The 22,522-nt window shown below is 70.4% G+C and carries 22 protein-coding genes and 1 pseudogene; 10 read left to right on the plus strand and 13 right to left on the minus strand.

The features are described 5' to 3' along the window. Positions 1-465: 465 nt before the first annotated feature. The 12 genes and pseudogenes from AC0Z36_RS27130 to AC0Z36_RS27185 all read right to left on the minus strand — a co-directional run bounded on the left by AC0Z36_RS27130 (position 466) and on the right by AC0Z36_RS27185 (position 15,028). Entirely contained in the window at positions 466-1,161 is a 696-nt protein-coding gene (locus tag AC0Z36_RS27130; RefSeq protein ID WP_485465700.1) for a D-glycero-alpha-D-manno-heptose-1,7-bisphosphate 7-phosphatase, read from the minus strand. Then, positions 1,158-2,138 carry an NAD-dependent epimerase/dehydratase family protein gene (locus AC0Z36_RS27135; protein ID WP_485465701.1) on the minus strand — a complete coding sequence of 327 codons (981 nt, stop codon included), beginning with the start codon at positions 2,136-2,138 and terminating at the stop codon, positions 1,158-1,160. Before AC0Z36_RS27135 ends, AC0Z36_RS27130 begins: the two co-directional genes overlap by 4 nt. Next, positions 2,135-3,562 (minus strand): PfkB family carbohydrate kinase, encoded by a 1,428-nt coding sequence (locus AC0Z36_RS27140; protein WP_485465720.1) that lies wholly within the window; start codon positions 3,560-3,562, stop codon positions 2,135-2,137. The genes AC0Z36_RS27135 and AC0Z36_RS27140 overlap by 4 nt, the downstream gene beginning before the upstream one ends. Beyond that, a pseudogene (locus tag AC0Z36_RS27145) lies at positions 3,539-4,129 on the minus strand (D-sedoheptulose-7-phosphate isomerase); the annotation flags it as partial. The pseudogene AC0Z36_RS27145 and the gene AC0Z36_RS27140, both read right to left, overlap by 24 nt. 79 nt (positions 4,130-4,208) lie before the next feature. Beyond that, positions 4,209-5,597, minus strand: a complete 1,389-nt coding sequence (locus tag AC0Z36_RS27150) for a GDSL-type esterase/lipase family protein (RefSeq protein WP_485465702.1) — start codon at positions 5,595-5,597, stop codon at positions 4,209-4,211. Positions 5,598-5,679: 82 nt separating this feature from the next. Next, entirely contained in the window at positions 5,680-7,401 is a 1,722-nt protein-coding gene (locus AC0Z36_RS27155) for a carbamoyltransferase family protein (RefSeq protein WP_485465721.1), read from the minus strand. A gap of 61 nt (positions 7,402-7,462) precedes the next feature. Further along, positions 7,463-8,635, minus strand: coding sequence for a glycosyltransferase family 9 protein (locus tag AC0Z36_RS27160; RefSeq protein WP_485465703.1), 1,173 nt, complete (start codon positions 8,633-8,635; stop codon positions 7,463-7,465). Next, positions 8,632-9,912, minus strand: coding sequence for a PLP-dependent aminotransferase family protein (locus AC0Z36_RS27165; RefSeq protein WP_485465704.1), 1,281 nt, complete (start codon positions 9,910-9,912; stop codon positions 8,632-8,634). The genes AC0Z36_RS27160 and AC0Z36_RS27165 overlap by 4 nt, the downstream gene beginning before the upstream one ends. Then, positions 9,909-11,204 (minus strand): cytochrome P450, encoded by a 1,296-nt coding sequence (locus tag AC0Z36_RS27170; RefSeq protein ID WP_485465705.1) that lies wholly within the window; start codon positions 11,202-11,204, stop codon positions 9,909-9,911. The genes AC0Z36_RS27165 and AC0Z36_RS27170 overlap by 4 nt, the downstream gene beginning before the upstream one ends. Beyond that, a complete protein-coding gene (locus tag AC0Z36_RS27175; RefSeq protein ID WP_485465706.1) occupies positions 11,197-12,312 on the minus strand; it encodes an archaeosine biosynthesis radical SAM protein RaSEA in 1,116 nt (371 codons plus the stop codon). Before AC0Z36_RS27175 ends, AC0Z36_RS27170 begins: the two co-directional genes overlap by 8 nt. 274 nt (positions 12,313-12,586) lie before the next feature. Beyond that, positions 12,587-13,837, minus strand: coding sequence for a helix-turn-helix domain-containing protein (locus AC0Z36_RS27180; protein ID WP_485465707.1), 1,251 nt, complete (start codon positions 13,835-13,837; stop codon positions 12,587-12,589). Between the two features lie 84 nt (positions 13,838-13,921). Beyond that, positions 13,922-15,028 (minus strand): helix-turn-helix domain-containing protein, encoded by a 1,107-nt coding sequence (locus tag AC0Z36_RS27185; protein ID WP_485465708.1) that lies wholly within the window; start codon positions 15,026-15,028, stop codon positions 13,922-13,924. Between the two features lie 571 nt (positions 15,029-15,599). Between AC0Z36_RS27185 and AC0Z36_RS27190 the strand changes: the two genes are divergently transcribed. The 9 genes from AC0Z36_RS27190 to AC0Z36_RS27230 all read left to right on the plus strand — a co-directional run bounded on the left by AC0Z36_RS27190 (position 15,600) and on the right by AC0Z36_RS27230 (position 21,773). After that, complete coding sequence (locus AC0Z36_RS27190) at positions 15,600-15,866, plus strand: hypothetical protein (RefSeq protein WP_485465709.1); 267 nt, start codon at positions 15,600-15,602, stop codon at positions 15,864-15,866. A 75-nt stretch (positions 15,867-15,941) separates the two neighbouring features. After that, positions 15,942-16,595 (plus strand): hypothetical protein, encoded by a 654-nt coding sequence (locus tag AC0Z36_RS27195; RefSeq protein WP_485465710.1) that lies wholly within the window; start codon positions 15,942-15,944, stop codon positions 16,593-16,595. Positions 16,596-16,745: 150 nt separating this feature from the next. Then, a complete protein-coding gene (locus AC0Z36_RS27200) occupies positions 16,746-18,437 on the plus strand; it encodes a ParB/RepB/Spo0J family partition protein (protein ID WP_485465711.1) in 1,692 nt (563 codons plus the stop codon). 149 nt (positions 18,438-18,586) lie between these two features. After that, positions 18,587-19,150 (plus strand): hypothetical protein, encoded by a 564-nt coding sequence (locus AC0Z36_RS27205; RefSeq protein WP_485465712.1) that lies wholly within the window; start codon positions 18,587-18,589, stop codon positions 19,148-19,150. 184 nt (positions 19,151-19,334) lie between these two features. Then, positions 19,335-19,574, plus strand: a complete 240-nt coding sequence (locus AC0Z36_RS27210; RefSeq protein ID WP_485465713.1) for a hypothetical protein — start codon at positions 19,335-19,337, stop codon at positions 19,572-19,574. Between the two features lie 66 nt (positions 19,575-19,640). Continuing rightward, complete coding sequence (locus tag AC0Z36_RS27215; RefSeq protein WP_485465714.1) at positions 19,641-19,862, plus strand: hypothetical protein; 222 nt, start codon at positions 19,641-19,643, stop codon at positions 19,860-19,862. Positions 19,863-19,989: 127 nt separating this feature from the next. Beyond that, positions 19,990-20,442 (plus strand): hypothetical protein, encoded by a 453-nt coding sequence (locus AC0Z36_RS27220; protein WP_485465715.1) that lies wholly within the window; start codon positions 19,990-19,992, stop codon positions 20,440-20,442. A 61-nt stretch (positions 20,443-20,503) separates the two neighbouring features. After that, complete coding sequence (locus AC0Z36_RS27225; RefSeq protein WP_485465716.1) at positions 20,504-20,965, plus strand: hypothetical protein; 462 nt, start codon at positions 20,504-20,506, stop codon at positions 20,963-20,965. Between the two features lie 457 nt (positions 20,966-21,422). Continuing rightward, a complete protein-coding gene (locus AC0Z36_RS27230; RefSeq protein ID WP_485465717.1) occupies positions 21,423-21,773 on the plus strand; it encodes a hypothetical protein in 351 nt (116 codons plus the stop codon). Here AC0Z36_RS27230 and AC0Z36_RS27235 read toward each other — a convergent pair whose 3' ends face one another. Next, on the minus strand, positions 21,774-22,106 hold the full coding sequence (locus AC0Z36_RS27235) for a hypothetical protein (protein WP_485465718.1): 333 nt from the start codon (positions 22,104-22,106) through the stop codon (positions 21,774-21,776). It lies immediately after the preceding gene. Positions 22,107-22,237: 131 nt separating this feature from the next. Here AC0Z36_RS27235 and AC0Z36_RS27240 point away from each other — a divergent pair. Then, the coding region (locus AC0Z36_RS27240) for a helix-turn-helix domain-containing protein (protein WP_485465719.1) at positions 22,238-22,522 on the plus strand (285 nt) is incomplete at its 3' end.

A 22,522-nucleotide genomic window follows, 5' to 3' on the forward strand; every position in this document is an offset into this window, starting at 1 on the left:
GGCCGAGCGGGCGACGGCTGATCAGGTGAACTCGAAACCAGGTCAGACCCCGCTGACCAGGCAATCAGCACTTCCCGCTTAGCGGGGGAGCCTCACTCTCGCCTGCCCGCGCGAGGTGGAGTGGACCGGTGTGGTGGTGGATGACGGCCCAGGCTGGCAGGACCTCCATCTTCTGCTGATGGCGGATCCCACCGTACCGGGGTTCACTAAGATCAACGTGTCCGCTGAGGCGGTTGCGGCGAAGAGGGTGCAGCCGCTTATGGGATGGGGTGGCCCCGGGTTTCAACGCGGCACGGGTCTCGCCTATCTCGCGAACCGGCGCGGCCTGGGTGGGGAAGGGCCAGGGTTCGAGATTGCGGTGGTCTCGCACGGCACCGGCGGGGCCGGGTCCGCGGAAGAGGTCGCCTCCCGCATCAGGGCATGGCATTCAGACCGCCGAGGCCGGGGGCGGCACCACATCGAGGTCTACTCTTCGAACACCCCCGCCGGGCGCGGGCCGAGGCAAGTGGTCGGGGAGCGGTCGGGGCACCGAATCGAGGTGGTCTGGTCCGCGCTCTGATCGGGATCTCGCTGCTCACTGACGAATTGCTGGTCGATGGAAGCGAGCGCGGCGGCTGTCGTCCCGCTGTACAGGTCGGGCTGGGTGCCGGGAGGGGCGTGGGCCTCGATGAGCGCGGTACGGGTTCCGGCCCGGGAGCCAGCTTCGACGTCACAGGCGGAGTCGCCGACCATCCACGATCGGGTGAGGTCGAGCGCGAGGTCCGTGGTGGCCTGGAGCAGCATCCCGGGAGCCGGCTTTCGGCATAGGCAGGCGGTACGGAGGTGGGTGACCGTGCCAGCGGGGTGGTGGGTGCAGGAGTAGATCCCGTCGAGATGGACACCGTGCTGGGCGAGGAGTTGGCGAAGACGGTGGTGCATCGCACTGAGCGTGCGCTCGTCGAACAGGCCGCGGGCGAGGCCGCTCTGGTTGGTGATGATGACGAGGGCGATGTCCTTACTCTGGATGGCACGAAGCGGTGGTCCAACGCCGGGCTGAAGGACGAGGTCGTCGGGGTGCGAGGGGTAGTGGCGGCCCTCGGTCAACGTGCCGTCGCGGTCGAGGAAGACCGCCGGTCGACGGACGGCCGGCCGATTGACGGCGATCGATGCGGGAGCCGTCACGGCTTGTCGTCAGGGGTTTGCCGGAAGCCCTCAAAGAGTTCCGACGCCCGGAGCTGGACGTGGAGGAGGGCGAGGGTCGGCCGAAGGGGAAGTGCCTTGTCCAGAGCGGTCATGTCCGCGCACGTGTAGTACTGATACGCAGTCGGGACCGGGTTGGGCACCAGCTCGATGGTCAGCGCTCCACCAGTCTGCTCGCGGTACCAGCGGGCGCACCATTGCGCCACCTCCGCGAACGACACCGCCAGTCCGGAGCCGAGGTTATAGACCTGGGACTTCACCGGCCGGCGGGCCAACTGGAGGAGGGTGGCGGCGACGGTTTCGACAGGGATGTAGTCGCGGGCGGCGGTGAGCGAGTCGTCGAAGATCCGGACCCGGCCGGTCTGGGCGGCCTGGCGCAGGAGCTGGGACAGGATGGAGGCCATGCGGCCCTTGTCGGTCTCATCCGGGCCGAAGACGTTGGTGTAGCGCAGGCCCGCCCACTGGAGACCGGTCGCGTACTCGTCGCGCATCTGCTGGTCGAGGGTGAGCTTGGAGACCGCGTACGCGTTCAGCGGGCCGGAGCAGCGGCCGCGGGCCCCGTCTGCGTCCTCTGTGATGGGGGTGCGTTCGCGGAGGGCGCCGTAGACGGAGTGTGAGGAGGCGTAGACCAACCGGGCACCGCCACGCCGACAGGCGTCGGCCAGCCGCAGCGGACCGAACGTGTTCGTCTCCTGAAGCGCTGGCCCGGCGGGGGCGCGGGTGTCGCTGATCCCGGCCTGGTGCAACACACTCTCGTACCGGCCGCCCGCGATCTCGTCGAGGAGGCCGGGCTCCGCGAAGTCGTCGCGCAACCAACGGCCTTGGTGGGCGAGGTGATCAGGGGCGGGGCGCAGGTCGACGGCGGTGACCTGGTACCCGGCGCGGTAGAAGGCTGCGACGGTGTGCCGGCCGATGAACCCGGCGGCACCGGTGACCAGCGCATGGGAGGCGGTGTTCATCGGGCGCCTGCCTTCCGTGCGGCATGGGCGATCAGGGAGGTGGTGGAGCGGCCGTCCAGGTACGGGACGACGACAACCTGCCCGCCCCAGCTCTCGATCAGGTCGCTCTCGGGGATCCGGCGGCCGTTGTAGTCGCCGCCCTTGACCCAGACGTCTGGTCGCAGTTCGGCCAGGACCCGTTCGGGGGTGTCCTCGGTGAACGGGAGGACACCGTCAACGCAGACGAGTGCCTCCAGCAGGTCCTGGCGCTCCCGCTCGCTGACCACCGGCCGGTCCGGGCCCTTGAGCCGGGTGACGGAGGTGTCGCTGTTCATGCAGACCACCAAGATGTCGCCGAGGCGCCGGGCCTGCCGGAGAAGGGAGAGGTGGCCTGCGTGCAGGAGGTCGAAGCAGCCACCGGCTGCCACGATGCGGCCCCCGCCCGCCCGGACCTCGCCGATCCGGGCCAGGATGTCGTCGGTCGCCGGGGCGTGAGCGCTGGCGGGCCGGGTGAGGGTGGACGGCCCGCCACCCTCGACGTATGCGGTCGCGGCTTCGACGCCGGCGGCAACGGCGTGCGAGGGGAGCTTGCCCATGCCGAGGAGCAGTGCCGCGGTGACGGCGAGCCGGTCTCCCGCCCCGCACGTGTCTCCAGCCGCTGGCCGTCCCGGGATCGCCAGCGGATGCCCGTCGGCGCTGGCCACCAGGACCGCCCCCTCGCCCCCTCGAGTCACGGCTACCTGCTTGACCGGCCATGCCTTCAGCAGGGCCGCGCCCCGGTAAATGTCGCCTGCCAGCCCTTGGCCGCCCCCGGCCCCGCTGAGGGTGCGGGCTTCGTCGGTGTTCGGGAGCGCGAGCGCCACGCCGGGCACCGGGACGGCACCCCTGGGGTGTGGATCCCACACGATCGGACGGCGACCTGCCTGCACTTCCAGGGCTTGGCGTATCTCGGGGTGGGCGGCGACGCCGCGCCCGTAGTCGCACACCAGCACTGCGGCCGCCGTGCCGAGCCGCTCGCGTGTCTCCTCCGGCAGCGACCCCAGTCGGATCGGTGCCTGTTCGTCGTCCACGCGCAGAAGGGTGCGGTTCTGGGCGCGGAGACGGGTCTTGACTGGAGTCTCGCCGCCTGTCGCCGCGTCGAGCACCTCGACGCCGGCTTCCACCAAGAGCGCACGGACCCCGTCCCCGGCCGCGTCGCGGCCGATTCCGCACAGCAGGGATACCCGCCAGCCCGGCTCCCGGGCCGCCATGAGGGCGGCCAGTCCGGCTCCCCCGGGCCGCTCGACCGTACGCTCGCGGGATATGACCGGGACCGGGGCCTCCGGTGAAAGCCGGTCGGCGCTGCCGGACACATCCCGGTCCAGCAGCACGTCGCCGACCACCACCAGCCTCCGCACGGTCCCCTCCGGTCGCTCGCCGTGCGCCGCCGCCCGCGTGCCCGGCACGGCGACCGCAGTGGTGAGGACGGCATCGAGGGCCGCGCAGAGCAAATGGACCGCGACGAGGTGGCACTCCTGGACGGTGGCGACACTGCCCGCGTCCACACGCACGGCCGCCAGGCACGCCTGCGCCAGGGGGTTGGGCCCGGGGCCGGTCAGCGCCCAGGTCGTCAGCCCGAGTTCACACCCGGCCTCCGCCGCCGCGACGAGGTTCGCACTGCGGCCCGAGGCGGACAGGAGCAGCAGCACGTCGCCGGGCCGACCGTGCGCCCGCACCTGGCGGGCGAACATCTCAGCGGGGCCGTAGTCGTTGACGATCGCGGTGACCGCGGAGGTGTCCGCGTGCAGGGCGATGGCAGACAGTGGTGCCCGATCGGTGTCGAAGCGGCCGACTAGCTCGGAGGTCAGGTGTTGCGCCTCGGCGGCGGAGCCGCCGTTGCCGGCGACCAGCAGCCGTGCTCCGGCGGGCAGCCGTGCGGCCAGGTCGCGGCCCCACTCCTCCAGCCGGTCGGTGTCGAGCAGGGGTAACGCCGCGCCGAGGGCACGGGTGTGGAGACGTCCGGGGCTGGTCACATCGGATCCCTGATGAAGAGGAGAGAGGACGGCGAGGCCGGGGGCTGCTGGCGGCCGACCACCGGCAGCCTCCGGGGTTTCAGGCGCCGGAGGGCCGGCAGGCGGCGAACATCGGCCGGTAGACCTCCAGCGCGCGGTCGCGCTCCAGCCGGGGGTAGTCGATGAGGGCCTGGATGACGCGGTGCTCGGCGAGGAACGCCTCGGCCTGCTGGAGCAGCACGGTGTCACCGAGCTCGCTGAGGTGGACCCCGTCGCTCCACAACCCGGCCGTCTCGTGGTCGGCGGGGGCTGCGGCCAGGTGGCGCACTGCGGCGGTGAACGGTGTCGACACGTCCAGAAACAGCGCCCCGTGGTCGGTGGTGACCCTGGCGGCGGCTGCGTTGTATCGGGCCAGTTCGGTATTCATCGCGATCACGGTGTCCGGCGCCTCCACCGGGCCGAACGGCGTCTCGGAGAGCACGACGAGCTGCCGCGCGTACCCGCCGAGCTGCTGGAGCATCGCGGCGAGGTGTCCGGTGTACTCCTCGATGCCGACCGCCTCGGCGGTGCGGCCCTGGAACTGTCGCCAGACGTCGTTGATGGCGCAGGAAAGGAGCACCAGGTCGTAGCGGGGGGCGTGGGCCTGCTGGATGTCGTCGACGATCTTGGCGATGTCCCGGCTCGTCGCCCCGCCTTCGCCGTGGTTGGCGATGTCGAAGGAGACGTGCGGCCAGGCCGCGCGGAGCCCCAGCGACAGCCGGTGGACCCAGCCGCGCTGCTGCCAGCCCTCGACCGTGACCTTGGAGCCAACCTCGGGCAGGTTCGCCTGAGTGGTCATCTGGACGTTGACGGCCTCCAAGTGCTCCATGATGCTCGTGCCGTAGAAGCCGATGTTGAGGGTCCGCCGGTCGTCGACGACAGGGATGCTCGCGCCGTCGAAGCGGTGGCGCGCGGTAGCCGGGACACCGGCGGCGGCGGTGTCAGGGGCGATGCTGTGGGAGACGACCGCGTTTGCCCCGATGAGCGCGTTCGCGCCGACGCGGACGCCCGCGGTCACGGTGACCTTGTTGGAGATGGTCGCGCCTGGCTCCACGACGATCGGGGCGGCCTCGAAGCCGCTGGCCCACGGCACGAGTTGCCCGGTGGGGACGTGGGTGGCGGAGCGCTCGCGATGGTTGTGGTCGTGGAGGTCCACGTAGTTCGACAGGGCACAACCATCGCCCAGGCGGATGCCGGCCATGGCGGACAGGAAGGCGTTCTCCCCGATGGCGACGTCGTGGCCGATGACGATGGTCGCGCCCCGATGGACCTGGATGGTGGTGCCGCGCCGGATCGAGACCCGGTCGCCGAGGGCGAGGTATGCATCGGCGTCGAGCTCGATGAGGAGGTCGTCGGACAGGTCGCAGTCGGTGCCGATAGTCAGGGCGGTGCCGTGCTCGGTACGCAGGCGGTCGGCGACCGAGGGCTCTGGCGTGGTGCTGCTGGTCATCTGGGACGTGTTCCGTTCGCTGGATGGGGTCGGCCGTGGCCGGGCTTCAACGTACCGGCCGTGACCGGTTGGTACCGGGGCGTCAGGTCCGTTGCTCCTTGCGGACGAGGAAGGGGCCGATGGCCAGGACGTCGAGAGGGCTGGCGGCGAAGGTGGCGACGGCGTCTCGGGGCGTACAGACGATCGGTTCGGATTCGTGGTTGAAGCTCGTGTTCAACAGGGCCGCAGGCCGGCCGGTCTGCTCGGCGAACGAGATGAGCAGGGCCGCGTACGGGTCGGCCGCGTCGGGGGCGACGGTCTGGGGACGCAGCGTGTGGTCGGCGTGGACGGCGGCCGGGATCAGGTGCCGGGCTTCTTCGGTGGCCTGGCGGGCCACGATCATGAAGGGGTGTGGGACGGTGGTGCCGATCAGGGCCGGGGCAGACGTCTCCAGCATCACCGGGGCGAGCGGGCGCCACGGTTCGCGGTGCTTGACGTGCTGGTTGATGCGGTCGCCGATCTCCGTACGGTGGGGGTCGGCGAGGATACTGCGCTGGCCCAGCGCGCGGGGCCCGGCTTCCATGCGGCCCTGGAACCAGCCCGCAGTGCGGCCGAGCGCGAGGTGGCCCGCGACCACGGCGGACAGGTCCCCGCCGTGGTCGCGGAAGGGCAGCCCGTAGGCGGTGAGCACGGAGCGGATGGTGGCGTCGGTGAAGGCGGGGCCGAGCGCGGCCGTGGTCATCGCTGGCCCGGGCAGGGTGAGGTCCCCGCGGCGCAGCGCGACTTCCAGTGCCGCGCCGATTGCGCAGCCGGCGTCCCCGGCGGCGGGCTGCACGAACAGTTCCTCGACGCCGCGCAGGGAGGCGAGGCGGCCGTTGGCAGAGCAGTTCAGCCCGACCCCGCCCGCCACACACAGCCGTGTCGAGCCGGTGGCAGCCAGGGCCTCACGCGCGAGCTCGGCCAGGCACCGCTCCAGCAGCCGCTGCGCGCTGGCGGCGAGGTCGGCGTGCTCGCTCCGGTACTCGGTGTCGGTGATCAGCCGCCCCCGGGTGCGATCGAAGGCGCGGGGGCGCCGGTGCCGGGGGACGCCGAGGCCGGTGTAGGCGGCGGCGTACGCGCCCTTCAGGCGCCGGTAATAGCGCAGGTCGGTGTACTGGTCCTCAACCTTCTCCTCCGGACCGATGCCGTACGCGGACAGGTCCAGGCGGTAGCCGCCGGACTCCGGGCTCAGGAAGTCCAGTGCGTACCGTTCGGGGTCCCCGTATCCGGCCAGGCCCATGAGCTTGCCCGAGCTGGTCCAGTCACCCAGGCCGAGGTGTTCGGCGACGGTTTCGTAGAACCAGCCCAGGCTCTGGGAGAACGGCCACTGCCGGATCGTCTTGAGGCCGTCGGCGGTGCCGTGCGCGAGGGTCGCGGAGATCCCGTCGCCGGAGCCGTCGACGACCAGCACCGCCGCGTCCTGGAACCCGGAGGGGTAGAAAGCGGACGCGGCGTGCGCGAGGTGGTGCTTGACGACGGTCACCCGGCGGGGCCGGTGGTGCCCGAAGCAGGCCGGGTCCAGGAGTTCGGCGATCAGCTCCGGGTCGGTGCACTCCTGGCTCGGCTTCGGCCAGGAGGGGTTGAACGCGATGGCGATCTCGTCCACGTCGGCCAGGGTGATCCCGGCCTCGGACAGGCAGTACGCCGTGGCGGCCGCGCAACTGCGGGAGTCCTTGTGGTGCTTGCGGCGGGAGAACCGCTCCTCCTCGGCGAACGCGACGACTTGGCCGTCGATGACCAGGCAGGCGGAGGCGTCGTGGTAGTACGGGCCGCCCAGCCCCAGCACGGTTGCCAACAGGATCTCCTTCGTCTCAACATCGGGTGCGGCGCCGCGCCGCTCCGGCCGGTCAGGTGTTCAGGTGCTCCAGGGCTGCTTTGAGGACCAGGGAGGGGTCGATGGTGTCCATGCAGCCCCCGGCGCCGCCGCACGCCACCTGGTGAGCGCACGGCGAACACGGCAGGGATGAACGCAGCGCGGTGACGTTGCCGACGTGTTTGGGGATGACCTCGGCGCCGTTGCTCGGCCCGAGCAGCAGCACGACCGGCTTGTGGTGGGCGAGCGCCAGGTGGAAGCCGAAGCTGTCGCCCGTCACCACGGTGTCGCAGAAGCCAGGTAGAGCGGCGGCCTCCACGATCGACAACTGCGCGTAAGCGACCTGCTGTTCGTCCGCGCCGCGCATCCGCAGGCGGCGCACCAGGTGCTCGCAGGCATCCCGGTCGGTGGGGCCGCCGAGGACCGCGAGCTGCGCTCCGTGGTCGAGTAGGGCGTCGGCGAGCTGCGCCCAGTGCTGTTCCGGCCAGATCTTCGTGGCCAGCGACCCGCCGAGGTTCAAGCAGACCCGCGGCCCGGAGCGCTCCCCCAGAAGACCGGCCGCGCGCCGCCGCGCCGCGTGCGGCACCTCCAGAACATACGGCTCACCGGCGTACTGGTATCCGGCGACGGCGAAGTACAGCTCCGTCCACGTCTGGGTGTTGGTCGTGGTGCGGTAGTCATTCCAGGTGTTCTGGCGGAAGAACTGCTGCGCGGCCTTGCCCATCGGGTACAGGGCATGGTGCGGTCCGCCGAAGGCCAGGCCCGCCTTGTGGTCGGCGGGAATCCTGTCGACTAGGGCAGCGGCCGACGGGGTCCGCTCGAAGGAGTAGACGGCGTGGAAGCGGCGCGAGAGCAGCTCGGCTGCGGCCTGCCAGTCGTGGACCAAGACCTGGTCCACGTACGGGTTCATCCGCAGGATCGGCGCGTTGGCCTCGTCCACGAGCCAGGTGATGTGGGCCCCCGGGTGGTCGGCGCGGATCCGCGCCGGCAGCGGGGAGGCGATGAGCATGTCGCCCAGCAGCCCGAGCATCACGATCAGCACCCGGTGGTCAACCGGGTCGTGCAGCTCGCACCCGTGGCAGGGCCGCCAGTGCTTGCACGGCATCCCGCCGGCGAAGTGGCGGCAGTCCGGCCGGATCTCGAAGGTCGCGGTGGTGTGGAGGGGGCCGAGGAACAGGCCCTTGGCCGGTAGCTGCTCCGGAATCACCGGACCTCACCGCCGGCCGTGGCCAGCCCCGCACTCAGCACCTGCTCCGTCGCCCCGGCCGGGCGGTGCGCCTCGATCAGTGCGCGGGTCCGCTTGCCGACGGCCGCCGGATCCTGCCCGTCGCGCAGCACAGCGGCGAACATCTCGGCGATCTCCACCATCGCCTCCTCCTCCATCCCCGCCCAGGAGGCTTCCTGGACGCCCAGGCGCAGCCCGGCCGGTGCCGTGACGTGGGGAACGGGGATGGCGTTCACGACGATGTCCGCCTCGAACAGCAGCCGAGAAGCGGTCTCGGCGTCCATCAGCGGCGCGATGTCGATCCAGAGCTGATGGCAGCCGGTGAATCCCCGCTCCGCTCCGCACATCGTGAAGCCGCGCTCGGCCAGGGCCGCACCCAGGCGCCGGGCATTGGCCACGGTGCGCGCCGCGTACGCCGCTCCGTACTCGTCCATCTCGGCGACGGCCACCGCCAGGGCGGTGACGTCGGCCGGGTGGTGGTGGGAGACGAAGTGCCCCGCGTGCTCGTCCAGCCGGTCTGCGAGACGGAGGTCATTGGTGGCCAGAACGCCCTTGTGGGGGCCGGGGTAGGTCTTGTGGGTGGAACCGCCGAGGGTGTCCGCGCCTTCGGCGAGGGGGTTTTGGAACTGGCCGCCGGCGATCAGCCCGAGGGTGTGGGAGGCGTCGTAGTGGATCACCGTGTCCTGGCCGACCACGGCGCGCAGCCCGCCCAGGTCGAGGGGGAACAGGCACATGAACGCGTCCAGGTAGACCATTGCGGGCCGGGGCCCGTCGCCGAGGAGCCCGGCCAGGGCGTCGAGGTCGAGGGTGCAGGTGGCGGGATCGACCGGCAAGTTCTTCATCTGCAGGCCTAGCCGGGTGCCGATGAAGCGGGTCGAGCCGTGCCCGCCGTCCCGCTCGGACAGGTTGAATACCATGTCCCGCGGACGGGTCAGTGCGGACAGGGCCACCGTCAGGGCCGATATCCCCGAGACCGGTTTCAGGTTGACGTACTGGGCGCCGAGCTGTGCGCCAAGCCGCACCACGGCGCCCCGCTCGACGGTGACCAGGTCCTGCCGTCCTGGCCACGCCCAGTTCTCGCCCCCGCCTTCAGGCCCGGGGAAGGCGTAGCGAACGGCGGCCTCCATCAGGTGCGGCAGCCGGGCGGCCAGCGACAGGCCGTTCTCGCTTGGTACCAGGTGCAGCCGTTGTCGGCTTGCGTGATGGTGTGCGGCTACCGCGCACAGAGCGGCGGCGGCGTCGGGCGGTGTGGTGGTCACGGCGCGGGCTCCCGCAGGTCGAGGGCGAAGGGCAGAGGGTCCAATGGGGCCTTGGCGGGCCGGTAGCGGATGCGGGCGGGCGGCCCCCCGGGCAGCCGCGGCGTTCCCTGGTGCAGGGCGGACACCAGCACCGTCAGCGCCATGAGCTCGGCCAGCGGGCGGCCCAGGCACGCGTGCGCACCACCGCCGAACGCCCACAGCCGGCCTGGGTCCGCCTGGCCGGCCAGGAAGCGTCCGGGCCGGAAGGCGTGCGGCTGCGGGAATATGGCAGCGTCGAAGTGGCCCGCTGACGGGGAGTACGCGACCCGCATCCCGGCCGGGACGGTGTGGCCGCCCAGGTTCACCGAGCAGGTGGCCTCCCGTACGGACAGCAGGTTCGGCGAGTGCAGGCGCTGGGTCTCGGCCAGCACCGCCCGCAGCACGGGCAGAGCCCCCCGCCTCGTCAACGTCCCCGGCCGGGCGACGGCGCCGCGGGCCTCCGCTGCCGCGAGCTCGGCGTGGTCCGGGTGCTGGGCGAGCTCGATCAGACACCAGGTGATCAGGCTCGCTGTCGTTTCCCGGGCGGCGATCAGCAGCGCCAGCAGGTGATCGGCCAACGGCCCCACCCCCTGCGGCGCCCCGTCGAACTCGTCCGCCAGGCCGGTCAGCGCCTCCCCCGGCCCGTTCGCAGTGCGGGCCCGCCGGGCGAACAGGGCGTGCAGGCGGCGCCTGGCCCGCAGCCCCGCCCAATACCGGACCGACAGGTACCGCCCCCGGCCGCCCGGCACGGCGGTGGCCGCGACGAACATCTCGAAGGCGTCAGCGAAGAGCCGGGCATCGTCGTCGCCGGGGTCGATGCCCAGCAGGATCCGAGCGCTCATCACCAGGGTGACCTCCCGCGCCGCCGCGTACAGGTCCGTGCCTGGGACGCTCGCCCATCGGGCCGCCACTGGTGCGGTGACCTCCAGCAGCGGTACCACATAGTCGGGCAGCGCCCGCCTCGCCAGCGGGGGTCGCAACCGGCGCCGCGCCTCGGCATGTGCGTCACCGGCTAGGTTGAACACAGCTCGGCCGAACAGGGTCCGCACCAGAGGAGTGTTCAGGACCTCCAGGCGGCCACGCTCGGCCGCGAACAACTCGCCAAGCCCGCCCCAGGTGCCTACCAGCGTGGTCTCCACGCCGTCGATGTCCATGCGGAACACCGGCCCCGCCTGCTCGTGGCCCCGCGCCATCACGCGCAGCGGGTCCTGCTCGAACCCCCGCGCCGGACACCGCGGGGGCAACCCGGCCACCGGCGCGACCTGCTCAGCCACCGGCCCGCTCCAGCACCGCTACCTGCCGCGCAGTGCGTGCGGTGATCTCCGCGTGGTCCAGCGGCATCACGTCCAACGGCGGCCGGCACTCGCAGTCCTCCGGCAGATCGGCCGGGTCACCGCTCTCACCGAACCGCATGAGGCAGTCCACGACCCGGTCCGCGCACGCCTCGCAGGCAGCGGGGAAGATCGACTCGAAGTCGCTGCCGCGCAGGTTGATGCAGGCCACCCTCACCGCGAGCCGCTCATGGACCCGGCGGACCGCCTCCACCACCGTCCACAGGTTCGGCGGCGTGTACAGGCCGGCCTGCCACAGCTCCCACGCCACCGTGGACCGAGACACCCGCGTCGGGCACAGCGTCATCCCGGTCACGCCCAGCCCGACCAGGTAGTCGACGGACTGCACGACATCGGTGACCGCCTCCCCGTCCGTCAAGAACGGGGGCTTCACCATCAGGTAGATCTTCGGGTCCACGCCGAGACCGGACATCGTCTTCAGCGCCCGCTCGAACGAGACCTGGGAGATCCGGGTGTTCACCAGCGTCTCGCGGACCAGTTGGTCCGCGGACTGCAGACCGATCCCGATCTCCAGCCGTACTTTCCCCAGGGCCTCCACGAACGGCCCGAGCACCCGCTCCGTGACGAACTGCGGCAGCGACTCCACCACCAGTCGCCGCACCCCCGCCTCCGCAACGAGCCGCGCAATCTCCACCTGGACGTTCCGGGGTACCTCCTTCGGTGCGAAGAAGCTCCCATCGTTGTAGAGGGACAGCACCTCGTAGGCGGGCTCGCCGCCGGTCCGTGTAAGCGCTTCCCGGACCTGTGCCAGCAGGCTGTCCGGCGATCCTCCGCCGCCGTGCCCGTAGTTGTTCAGGTTGGTGAAGGGGCACATCGTGCAGGTGGGGACGCTACAGCCCCCCGACATGACGATCACCTTTTTGCGGCCCACCAGCCGGCCGTCCGGTAGCCGGATCGAGTCGTAGTCGACGAACCGCGGTTCGGCCGGCTTCTCCTGCGGCTGCGATGTCCGCAGATGAAGAGACAGGTCCCCGATCGAGCGCCTCAACTCCTGGACCGGTATCGGCGGTGGTTCCGTGCGCTGCTGCATCATGTCCCTCTTTCCCAGGCGGAACAGGGCAGCGCGGGGTGAACCCCGCGCAGTCCCAACCGACCCCTCAGGAGAACCGTCAACACGGCTCAACGGAAGACCGCATGCCTCGGCTTCGGTAAATCCAGGGGTCGATGAATGAAGGTAGGCAGTGCGGCCCGAGAAGGTGTTCACCCTCGTGAACCCTGTGGCCGCGCAGGTGCTAAAACGGCCGTTTTCGCCAATTGCAGAGCAGGCCGCAGACCCCGCGTCTGGGTCCGGCGGGACAGACTGCTCAGACGGGTGGCAGCCCAATCCGGTGCGCCAGGCCGCGGAGGTCCCGTTGGGCGTGTGGGGGCATGCGTCGGCCCAGTAGGAAGCTGACCGAGTCCCGGACTAGGGCGTCGCTACGGATGCGCTGTGGAGCGATCTCTTCCGCCCGCAGCAGCTCTTTGGCCGCTGCGGGCTCCCGTCCGCGAAGATGGGCGAGCGCTCTTCCGTGATCCGCATGAAATGCCGCCTGCCGCCCGGGGGCAGCGATGGCCTCGGGATGGACCTCGACTCCGGCCAAAGCGGCCTCCCCATGGAGCCCGAGCGCCGTGTTCAGGCTCACACGGTGGATTCCGACGTTGGTGAGCCCGAAGTTCAGGTGCCACGCCTGGGTCTCACCCGTTCGTCCTGCGAGTCTGGCCGCCTCGTCCAGGTGGGCCTGGACGTCCGCGCAGCGGTTGGAGCTGGACCGTCCGCTGTCGCGGGTGATCGACGTAGCCGAGATCAGATGCAGTTCGCCAAGGAGGGCCTTCGCAGACCGGCCGCTCATGTTGTTGTCCAGCTGTCCGATAGCGGCCGTCGCCCGGCTCAGTGCCTGCGCGGGGCTGCCTGCGGCCATGAGTACGTGGGTAAAGAAGAAGCTCGAAAGTGCCGAGTAGACCGGGTCCTGCAGTTCGGCGATGACCTCGGATGCACGGGTCACCGCGATGAACGCCAGATCGGTGTACCCCAGGTTCTTTAACAGGAGTGCGCAGGCGGGATGGTAGGTGCCAGCCACCAGCTGCAGCACGCGTCGGCGCAGGAGGCCGTGCCGGGCCTCCGCGGCCGTGTGGAGGTCTGCGAGCAGGGCGGGGAGCTCCGTGGCCAGGGTGCCGTACTCGGCGGAGTGGTACAGGTTGTTGGCCCGGGTGACCCGTGCGGTGAGCCTGGCTAGGGATTCGCCCGTCGGGCGCCGGTCCGGTGGGGCGTCGAGCGCCATGCCCATCAGTGCCAGGCGGATCGCGGGAATCGCCGCGTGAGCAGCCGTCGACTGAGGATCCGCAGGCGGGAAGGGCTGGCCTGTGAGTTCTGCGGGAGACACCCTCAGGGCATCGGCGATGTCGTTGATGAACACAGCCCTGTCCAGTAATCGCTGGCCGTTCTCGATCATTGACAGATATCCGACCGAGACCCCGGCCAGTCCGGCAACTGTCCGCAGGCTCATCCCCCGCTGACGGCGCGTCGACCGTACCCGCTCGCCGATCGACTTGGCCTGCTGAGCTTGCCGTTCGTCCATGATGATCCGCCCCAACTCCCTGACTTAGGGTAAGGCCAGGTGCGCCCGGCGTGAGGGGTCATTCCTGAACGGATGATCGCCCGTTCACATCAGGCCGGCTCGATGCGCGATCCGGCGCAAGGCTGCGGCGTCGGCCTCCCCGACCCGCGACGGCAGGACGCGTAGGAGTTCGTGTGTGATGGGCTCCAGGCGCGTGTGCAGCGGTGCCAGCGCATCTGCCGCTGATAGCCGCCCGACCGCCTTCGCCGTGCGGCCCAGACGAGCTTCAGCCGACGCGGCGAGAAGGAGCAGATCCGTGTGTTGCGCGCCGGGCAGGGCTGTCACGACCGCTGCATGCTCGATCGCCTCGTCCGGAGCGCCGCACTCCAGCGCGACGGCTGCTCGCGCTGCGGCCGTCGCACCGGGTTCCCCCGCTCCAGCCGCCCGCTCCAGCATGCCTTCCGCCTGCTCCCGGCGTCCCGCGCTCGCGTGCGCTACTGCGGCGAGGTGGAGCAGGTCTTGGTCCTGTCCTATCTGCTCGGCACGCTGGGCTCGCGCGAGGGCGTGCTCCGGCATTCCTATGCTGAGCAGCAGCCGTATCTCCTCGACGAGGACCGTCCGGTCTGCACCCCCGGGGCGGCCGTGCCGCAGAACGCTCCAGGCAAGGTCGCGGAACCCGACGCGTCTCAGCAGGCCGGCGCTGACTGCATACCCGGTCGCCCGTAGGTGATCCGCTCTCGCCCGTTCTGCCGCCGGCCCTGTGGCCACCAGGCGGTCGGCGAGTTCCAGCAGTTCGGGTAGGACCGTCGCGAGGGTGTGTTCGTCGCCCGCGGCCTCAGCCTCGCGCACCGTTGCTGTTTGTGCAGCCAGGTCATCGAGTTCCCCGCTCGCAGCGTTGACGACGGGGCCCGATCCAGCCAGGTGCCGACGGAGACGGTAAGCCAAGGCGTGAACGTCCGCGTGGTCGGTGCCCGTGGGCGCGTACGGCTGACCGGTGAGGTCGGTGGTATCGAGCCGGAGTGCGGCTGCCAGCGCTGCGAGTACGCCCCGGCGGTCGACCCAGTCCCGGCCGGCCTCCAGGTCCCCGATCAGCTCACCCGGAAGACCGGAGTGCGCAGCCAGCTCGGACACCGTGGTCCCTCGCCGCGCCCGCCAGGCTGCGAGGCGACCCCCGATGGGGGCACGGGCATCATCGTCTCTTCCCGGTATCACCAGGCTTCTCGCATACCCACTGATCGGGCTCCGTGCTCGTTCTCGGCGGCTATGTGCCGCTTGCGCCCAGGCCTCCAAGTTCAGGCCCCACCTGCGTACCAGCGCCACAGTAACCACAAGGATCGAGCCAGGGCGAATATGCCAGGTGGGGTCCTGCGTATACGGACTTCCCCTGAACGCCACCGCGACCAGAACCCGTCTGCCGGCCTTATCTGGCCGACTTGTTGCGCCCGCCCGGGCAGGTGGTGCTGGATTGTGGTGTCCGGCTTTGCCGGGTTGTGTTGTTCGTGCGGTCCTGCGCTGTGCTGGGTCCGTGGGTTTCCTCCACCCTCCCTGCTTTTTGATTCTGGGTGCCGGGCGGCGGAGTGCAAGGTCGTTCGGTCCGTGTCCTCGCCGGCCCGCTCCTGCGTCGCTATACCGGCTGCGGTACTCCCTGCCTCCCCTGCACTCCGCCGCCCGGCACCCGGCATCTCTTTTCGCAGGGAGGGCGGGGGAAATGGTCCGCGGCCATCAGGTCCGTGGATCCTCCGCGCCGTGCCCGACCAACCCACCGACGAAGGAGAAAGTGCAGATGAAGGCCGAATTGATCGAGTGCGCTGCGCACGCTCGGAGCGCTGTCGAGGCGTACGTGGTGTCGCGGGACCAGGACCTCAAGCGGGAGTTCACCGAAGGCGAGGCGGAAACGCTGCTGGCGGACCTGTTCGCCGACCTGCGCCACCTGCTCGCGATCGCGGGCATCGAAGTATCGCTGTCGGAGGTGTTGGAGCGCGGTGAACGTTACTGGGCCGACGAATCCGGTGAGGCCGAGGAGTTGACGACCTCTACCTTCATGAGGTAGATTAGTACATGTCGTGAAAGGGAGGGCAAGCCCCGGACCGGCCACCGCGAACCACCTCATCGCAAGGAGAGTCCCGTGATCGACCTGACCACCCCGGCGGGCGGCACCCAGCAGGCCGCCGTCATCACCGATTGGGACCATGGCGTCGTACGGTACGAAGTCGAGGGCGTAGGCACCTTCACCCTGGTTCCGGACCCCCAGGACGCCGACCGGGTCGACATCGTCTACGGTCGCCCAGAGCAGGACCACATCATCCCCGAAGGCGCAGGAGCGGGCTGGACCGCCACGCCCAAGGTCGGTGGAATCGCCCTGGCGGGACGGGCTCGGGTCCGCGTCAGCGAGATGGAACGGCTCATCTCTGCCTACCCGGAAAACGGGTTCGGCTGGCACGTCTGGATGGAGCGCCCCGCGCGGCTGCATCCGCTGAGGAGCACCCGCGACACCTACGCGGCCACCACGGTCACCGACCGGGTCAACCTGCGCACCGCACAGCTGGTCGCCGCCGTTGTCCGGCACCACGCGGCGCGTTCCGACCGGGCCGCAGTCATCTGGGCGCGGGCGGTCGCTCTCGCCCCGGAGCGCATCCTCGCGCTGGGGGTCCAGCGTGCGGCCGTCATGCAGCGCGCCTACGACGCTCTCGCGGAGGCGGACCGGCTCGATGCGGGCATCGCCGACTGGCGGTCGCTGCTCCCCGTCGAGCCGCCCGCTCCCGCCTGGGCCTGGGTGTGACTCCGCTCCTCCCCGCCCGAATTGCGGGCGGGGAGGAGCCCCGGAGGGTTGACGCACCTTCCCCCATAAGGTAGATTAGTACATGTCGGAACGGGGAAGGCAAACCCCGGGCCGGACGCCACGACCACCGAGTTCGCACAGGAGAAGCCCGTGACCACCGCCCCGGCCGTAGAGATCACCGCAGAGACCGCCGCCGAGCAGAACCTCGGCATGGAACTGGTCTGGATCGACCCCAACGAAATCCAGGTCGGTCGCAACATCCGGCCCATCGACCTCGACGCCGACTTCGTCGCCTCCATCAAGGAGCGCGGAGTCCTGGAGCCCGTCTCCGTCCACACCTCCGACGCGGGCGGCCCGTACTCCCTCCTCTTCGGCTTCCACCGGCACGCAGCCGCGATCGAGGCCGGACGCCCGCTCATCCCCGCCATCGTGCGTACGGACATCAGCAGCAGCGCGGCGAAGATCATCGACCAGCTCACGGAGAACATCCACCGCACCGACATGCGGCCCAGCGACATCGCCGCCGCCTACGACCAGCTCGCCCTGGAGGGCCTAGACGTGGACGAGATCGCCCGACAGGTGGCACAGGGCAAGGAGAAGGTCAGCGCCAGCCTGCGCCTGCACCGGATGCCGAAGGTGGCACGCGACGCCGCCGACGCCGGACAGCTCGACCTCGAACAGTCCATGGAACTGGCCGAGTTCGAGAACGACGCGAAGGCGTACAAGCGACTGCTGGACACGGTCCAGCGCGGCGGCCACCTCCACTACGCCCTGATGACCGAGCGCTCCCGGCGCGAGAACGCCGCACGCAAGGACGAGTCGCGGGCCGAACTGCTCCGCTCCGGCGTCGCACTGATTCCCCGCCCGCGCTACGGCTCCGTCCAGGTCGAACTGCACTCCCTGCGAGATGAGAACGGGCAGAAGTACACCAAGGAGTCGCACGCCGAGTGCCCCGGCCACGCCGCTTACCTGGACGAACGCGGCTTCATCACCTACCTGTGCCGCGAGCCCAAGAAGTACGACAACCACGAGATCACCAGCTACTACTCACACCTCAGTGAGTCGGAGATCGCCGAGAAGGAGGCGGCCGAGAAGGAGGCGGCCGACCGACGCGAGGCGCTGAGCATCGCAGCCCAGATGCGTACCGAGTTCATCACCAAGACCGCCCGAGCAGGCAAGACCCCGAAGGGTCTGCACAAGGCCGTGATCACCCACATGTTCGCCTACGGCCTCAGCAGCAGCCTGGACCGGGGGCACGAGCACAAGGTGTTCACGCTCCTCGGTGCGAACCCCGCCAAGGACCAGCCCCTCGCCGAGGCGATGCGCCGCAGGGTGGACCGGACTTCGGAGAACAAGCTCCCGTTGATCATGTTCGCTCAGCTCGCGCTCATGGCCGAGGACAACATGCGGCTCGTGCTCAACCAGGGCTGGCGATTCGATCTGGACTGGGCCATCGCCTGGATGGAGCTGCTGAACACCCACGGATACCGGTTCGCCGAGCCCGAGGCCGAACTCCTGGCCCAGCTCCGTCGGCAGCGGGAGGGGCGCGACAACCCGGCCGAGGAGGAAGAGGACGACTACCTCCAGGACGAGGACGAAGACACCGAGGGCGACGAAGCCGAGGTAGGGGATGACGAGCCGCACGCGGACGGCGACCTGTCCGACGTGCCGCAGGAGGAGCAGGGGGACGCCCCGGAAGGCCAGCCGGCCCCCGTGGCGGCCGAGGAGGAGCCGGACGACACCGAGCCCGGCATGAGCGACACGGGCGAGGCCGATCCGTACGCCGGGCAGGGAGACGAGGAGCCGGACGAGAGCGCCTACGACTTCCCGCAGGCCGCCTGATCGGACCCCCGGACGGGGCGGAGCGCTCACCGCGAGCGCTCCGCCCCGCTTGACGCCATCCAGAACATGAAGTAAATTAGTACATGTCGAAACAGGGAAGGCAAACCCTGGGCCGGACACCACGAACCACTGAGTCGAGGAGAGTCGACATGGCCCGCATCCCCGCACCGCAGACCAGCGGCCACCGCGCCAACTTCGCCGTCTACCTGGTCGGTCACCACACCGCCCAAAGCGTGCAGATGGCCCGCTCGCTGCTGGTCAACATGCCGTCAGTCCGCATCCGCATCAAGCACCCCCAGGCCCTGTACGCGGCCGTCACCGGCTGGCTGGAAGCCGAGCGTCTGGCCGCCAAGACCTTCAGCCCTGTCGTGATCCCCCACAGTGCGCCCCCGCGAACCGATACCCAGGCCGCCGCTCACATCGCCTTCGACGGGCCCGTCAACGGCCCGCAGGTAGACGCCCGCGCGGCTGCCGTCAGCCTCAGCGGGGCCGGCGAGGTCCGAGTGCAGGTCGGCCCCCTGTCCATCACCACCGGAGACTTCGCCTCCTTCCAGGACCAGCTGGAACTGTGGACCCGCACGTACAAGCTCGGCGCTGCCCTGTGGAGCGAGCTTCCCGCACTGGAGCAGACGCTCGACGACATCGCCCGGGGCGACAAGTGCGTGAGCGCCTTCCGCGAACGACTGGGCACCCCGGCTCTCGCCGCCGCGTGAGAGCAGCCCGCCCCGGCGGCGGCCCCGTCCGCCTACCGGCCGGCGGGGCCGCTGCTCCGCAGCGCGGAGCGGCCGAAGGCGGCATCGAGCCGCCCCCGGGCCGCAACGGCGACGTCCGGCCCGGCCCGGGCGCCGCCGCCGTCCACCGGAATCCGACCGGCAGTCGACGAACAGGCCCACCACCATGGCGCACGACTTCGAGATCACCGATCCCGTCACCGGGCGGTTGGTGGCCACCTGCCACACCCCCGGAGAGGTCGACCAGGCTCTCGACGCCGCCTGCACCGCACTGACGAGGCAGCTGGCGGCCAACCGGGAAGGCGCCGCAGCCATCCGGTTCCGCCTCGCGGTGCACCAGCTCCACCCGGACGGCACCCGCACCTGGTGCGCCGAGCGGCTCTACCACCCACCACGTCAGGGCTGACCCCGACCGCGGCCCGCGTCCGCGCAGCCGGTCACCCCGCATCGCACAGAGACCACGGAGAGCGCAATGAACAGCACGGGATACGCGTACGGGACCACCTACGGCGGCGACTGGCTGACGATCCCCGGCAGCTTCCACCGCACGCCGGTCCTCACAGACCGGCCCGAGGAAGCCGTACGGCCCCACCGCGGTGCGGACACCCTCGCCAAGGTCGAGCGCCAGTACCACTCCGGGGTGACCGGCGACGGCCGCGCGTTCCGAATCCTGGAGATCGTTTCCACGGACTGACCGCCTGCCGGTGCCCGAAATTCGGATGGCCGCGACCATGCACAGTAAGTAATTTAGTAAACGTCGAATTAGGGAGGGCAAACCCTGATCGGCCACCACAACCACCCAGGAGAGAGCTCTGTCCCCCATGGATCCCACCATTCGCATCGTCGAAGGACGCGTCGTACTCCCCACCGGCGTCTGGGGAGTGCTCCCCGAGATCAACCGCGAACTGCGTGCCCACGACTTCTACCCCGCCTTCGCCGACCTGGCCGGCATCCCACCCCTCAAGGCTTGCGCCGGCATCCCCGCCATGGCCCGCACGTTGTACCTCCACTACTACGTCCCCGGCGAGAAGTACGACTGGTACGTGGCCGAGCTCGACCCGGCCACCGGACAGGTCTTCGGCTGGATGCGAGCCGGGGGCGCGTTCGGCGAGTGGGGCGAGTTCATCCTCGGCGACCTTGAGGAGTGCGTCCTGGACGCCAAGCAGCCGAACCCGCGCGGCCGCACAGGATCGCCGGACCCCCAGATCATCCACCGCGACCTCACCTTCCGCCCGGCCCCGGCGGCGCTCTGCCTCCCCGCGCCCACGGTCTGAACCACCCGCCGACCCCCCCGGCGCAGCGAGCTGCGTCCGGCCCCGCTCCGGAGAGACCCCTATGACCCGCACCGACCTACACCACTCCCCCGACGGCCCGATCACGGTCAACCTGCGCAGAGCGGGCCGCGACGCCCGGGACGACGCAACCGAAGCCGCATCCCGCCTGCAGGAGCGCCTCGACGACGCCGGCACCGACCTTTTGAGGGCCGAGGGCGAGATAGCCGACCACGCCGGCGCCGCCTACCGTGCCCGAGCCTGGAAGCGGATCGAGCGTCACGCCACCCAGCTCTTTCACGACGCGGAGTCGCCCGGCTTCGAGCAGTACTCGGCCTGGTTCACCGCCGCCCGCGCGTGGAGCGACGCCCCGACACCACCCGTCGCCGGAAGCCCGTTGCGTGACGCCGTAGGCGCCATCGAGGCCGCGGCCGCCATCTCTCTCACCACCGACATCCGCACGATGCTCACCCCGCTGGGTACCGCTCCGGAGGCTGCATGCGCACCCCCGGCGGGGGCGGCATGACCCGGCACATCGTCCCGGACGGAAGGGATCGAGCCTCCGCGCCTCTATCGCTGGGCGAGCCACAACAATTGTGCCGGAATGTGTGTGAGAGCGGGCAAAAAGCACTGGGCGAAGCTCTGGCAGTTCGAGCCGGAACGTTTCGCCGAAGCCGAGCGGCGCAAGCAGGAGATGCGCGAGTACCTCGGGAAGAACGTGGCGATCCTGCGCGAGCAGGTACGCGGCGTTACGCGTCCGCTCCCGTTGGCAGAGTACCGCGTCCGCTTGGAGGCGGCGCGCGCCGCCGCAGGATCGGGCGAACCCGTGCGGAGCCAGCAGGGTGCGGGGCCGTCGCTGCCCCCTGGGGCCGTGGCGGATCCGAGGTTGACGCCCTCAACCCAATTAGGTAGATTAGTACACGTCAAATTGAGGAGGGCAAACCTCGGGATCGGCCACCACGACCATCCACCGAGGAGTACACGTGCCTGTGCGCGCAGCGGACTTCCGCATCCCCTCCGATCAGCCCGTCGTCGCCAATCTCGGTATGGGCGTCGATAGTTCGGCCTTCGTCGCCCGCTGGCTGCTCCAGCCCGAGACGCGCGGATTCGACCTCGACCAGCTGACGATCCTCATCGCCAGCGTCGGCGAGGAGTATCGGCGCACCGCCGACGCCATGGAGCAGGCGCTCTTTCCGCTGATCGCCCGGCACAACGTACGGACCGTCCAGGTGGCCCGAGCGGGGAGGTCGAGGGCGGCCGGCTACGTCGTCCTCGACGACACCCGCACGCCCACCCGCCTAGTGCAGCGATTCATAAGTCCTTCGGGGGCTTAGCTACGCTGAGTGTTCTTTGGGCGTGGCGAGGTAGAGCGCGCAGGCGCAGTCCAGGGCCTCGGCAGGGGTGCCGGTCCACTGCCCGCTGGGCAGCACCGTCTCCTGATAGTCCTGGCCGCTGGCCCGGTAGAGGGCGAAGGCCCACTCCTGGGGACTGCCGAGGTACTGGATCCGGGCCAACGGCAGGGCCTCGTCGGGGAGATGGCCCACCAGGTAGCCGTAGGAACCGCGCCAGCTGATGGTGACCTCCTCCAGCTGGGGCCACGTCTGGGAGGCGTAGTGGTCGAGGCTGCCCTCGGTCTGGTCCTTGAGCGCGCGTGTGGGGATCGGCATGGTCTCTATGCTGCCGCCCCGGCTCCGGTTCCCGCGACAGGTCCCGTTCATGATCAGGTCACGGGCGGACGTCGGGTCTGCCCAGCTCGGCTCGGGTCGGGTCGGGTCGGGTCGGGGGAACGGTGTCGCCAATGAACAGGCCGGTGGTGGTGCTGGGGAACCGGCGTCGGGGTCGGCTGGAGAGGATCGTCGCGCGGGCGTCGTCCGGGCAGCGTCTGGTCCAGCGGGCGCGCATCGTGCTGTTGGCTTGGCGGGGATGCCCGGACGCTGAGATCGCCGCTGAGGTGGGGGCCCATGTCGACACGGTGCGGACGTGGATCTGGCGCTACCGCGCTGGAGGGCTGCCCGCGCTCGCGGACCGGCCTCGTTCGGGGCGTCCCGAGGTCTACGGTCCCACCGTTCGGGTGCGCGTCATC

This window comes from Kitasatospora sp. UYEF31, assembly GCF_057291755.1.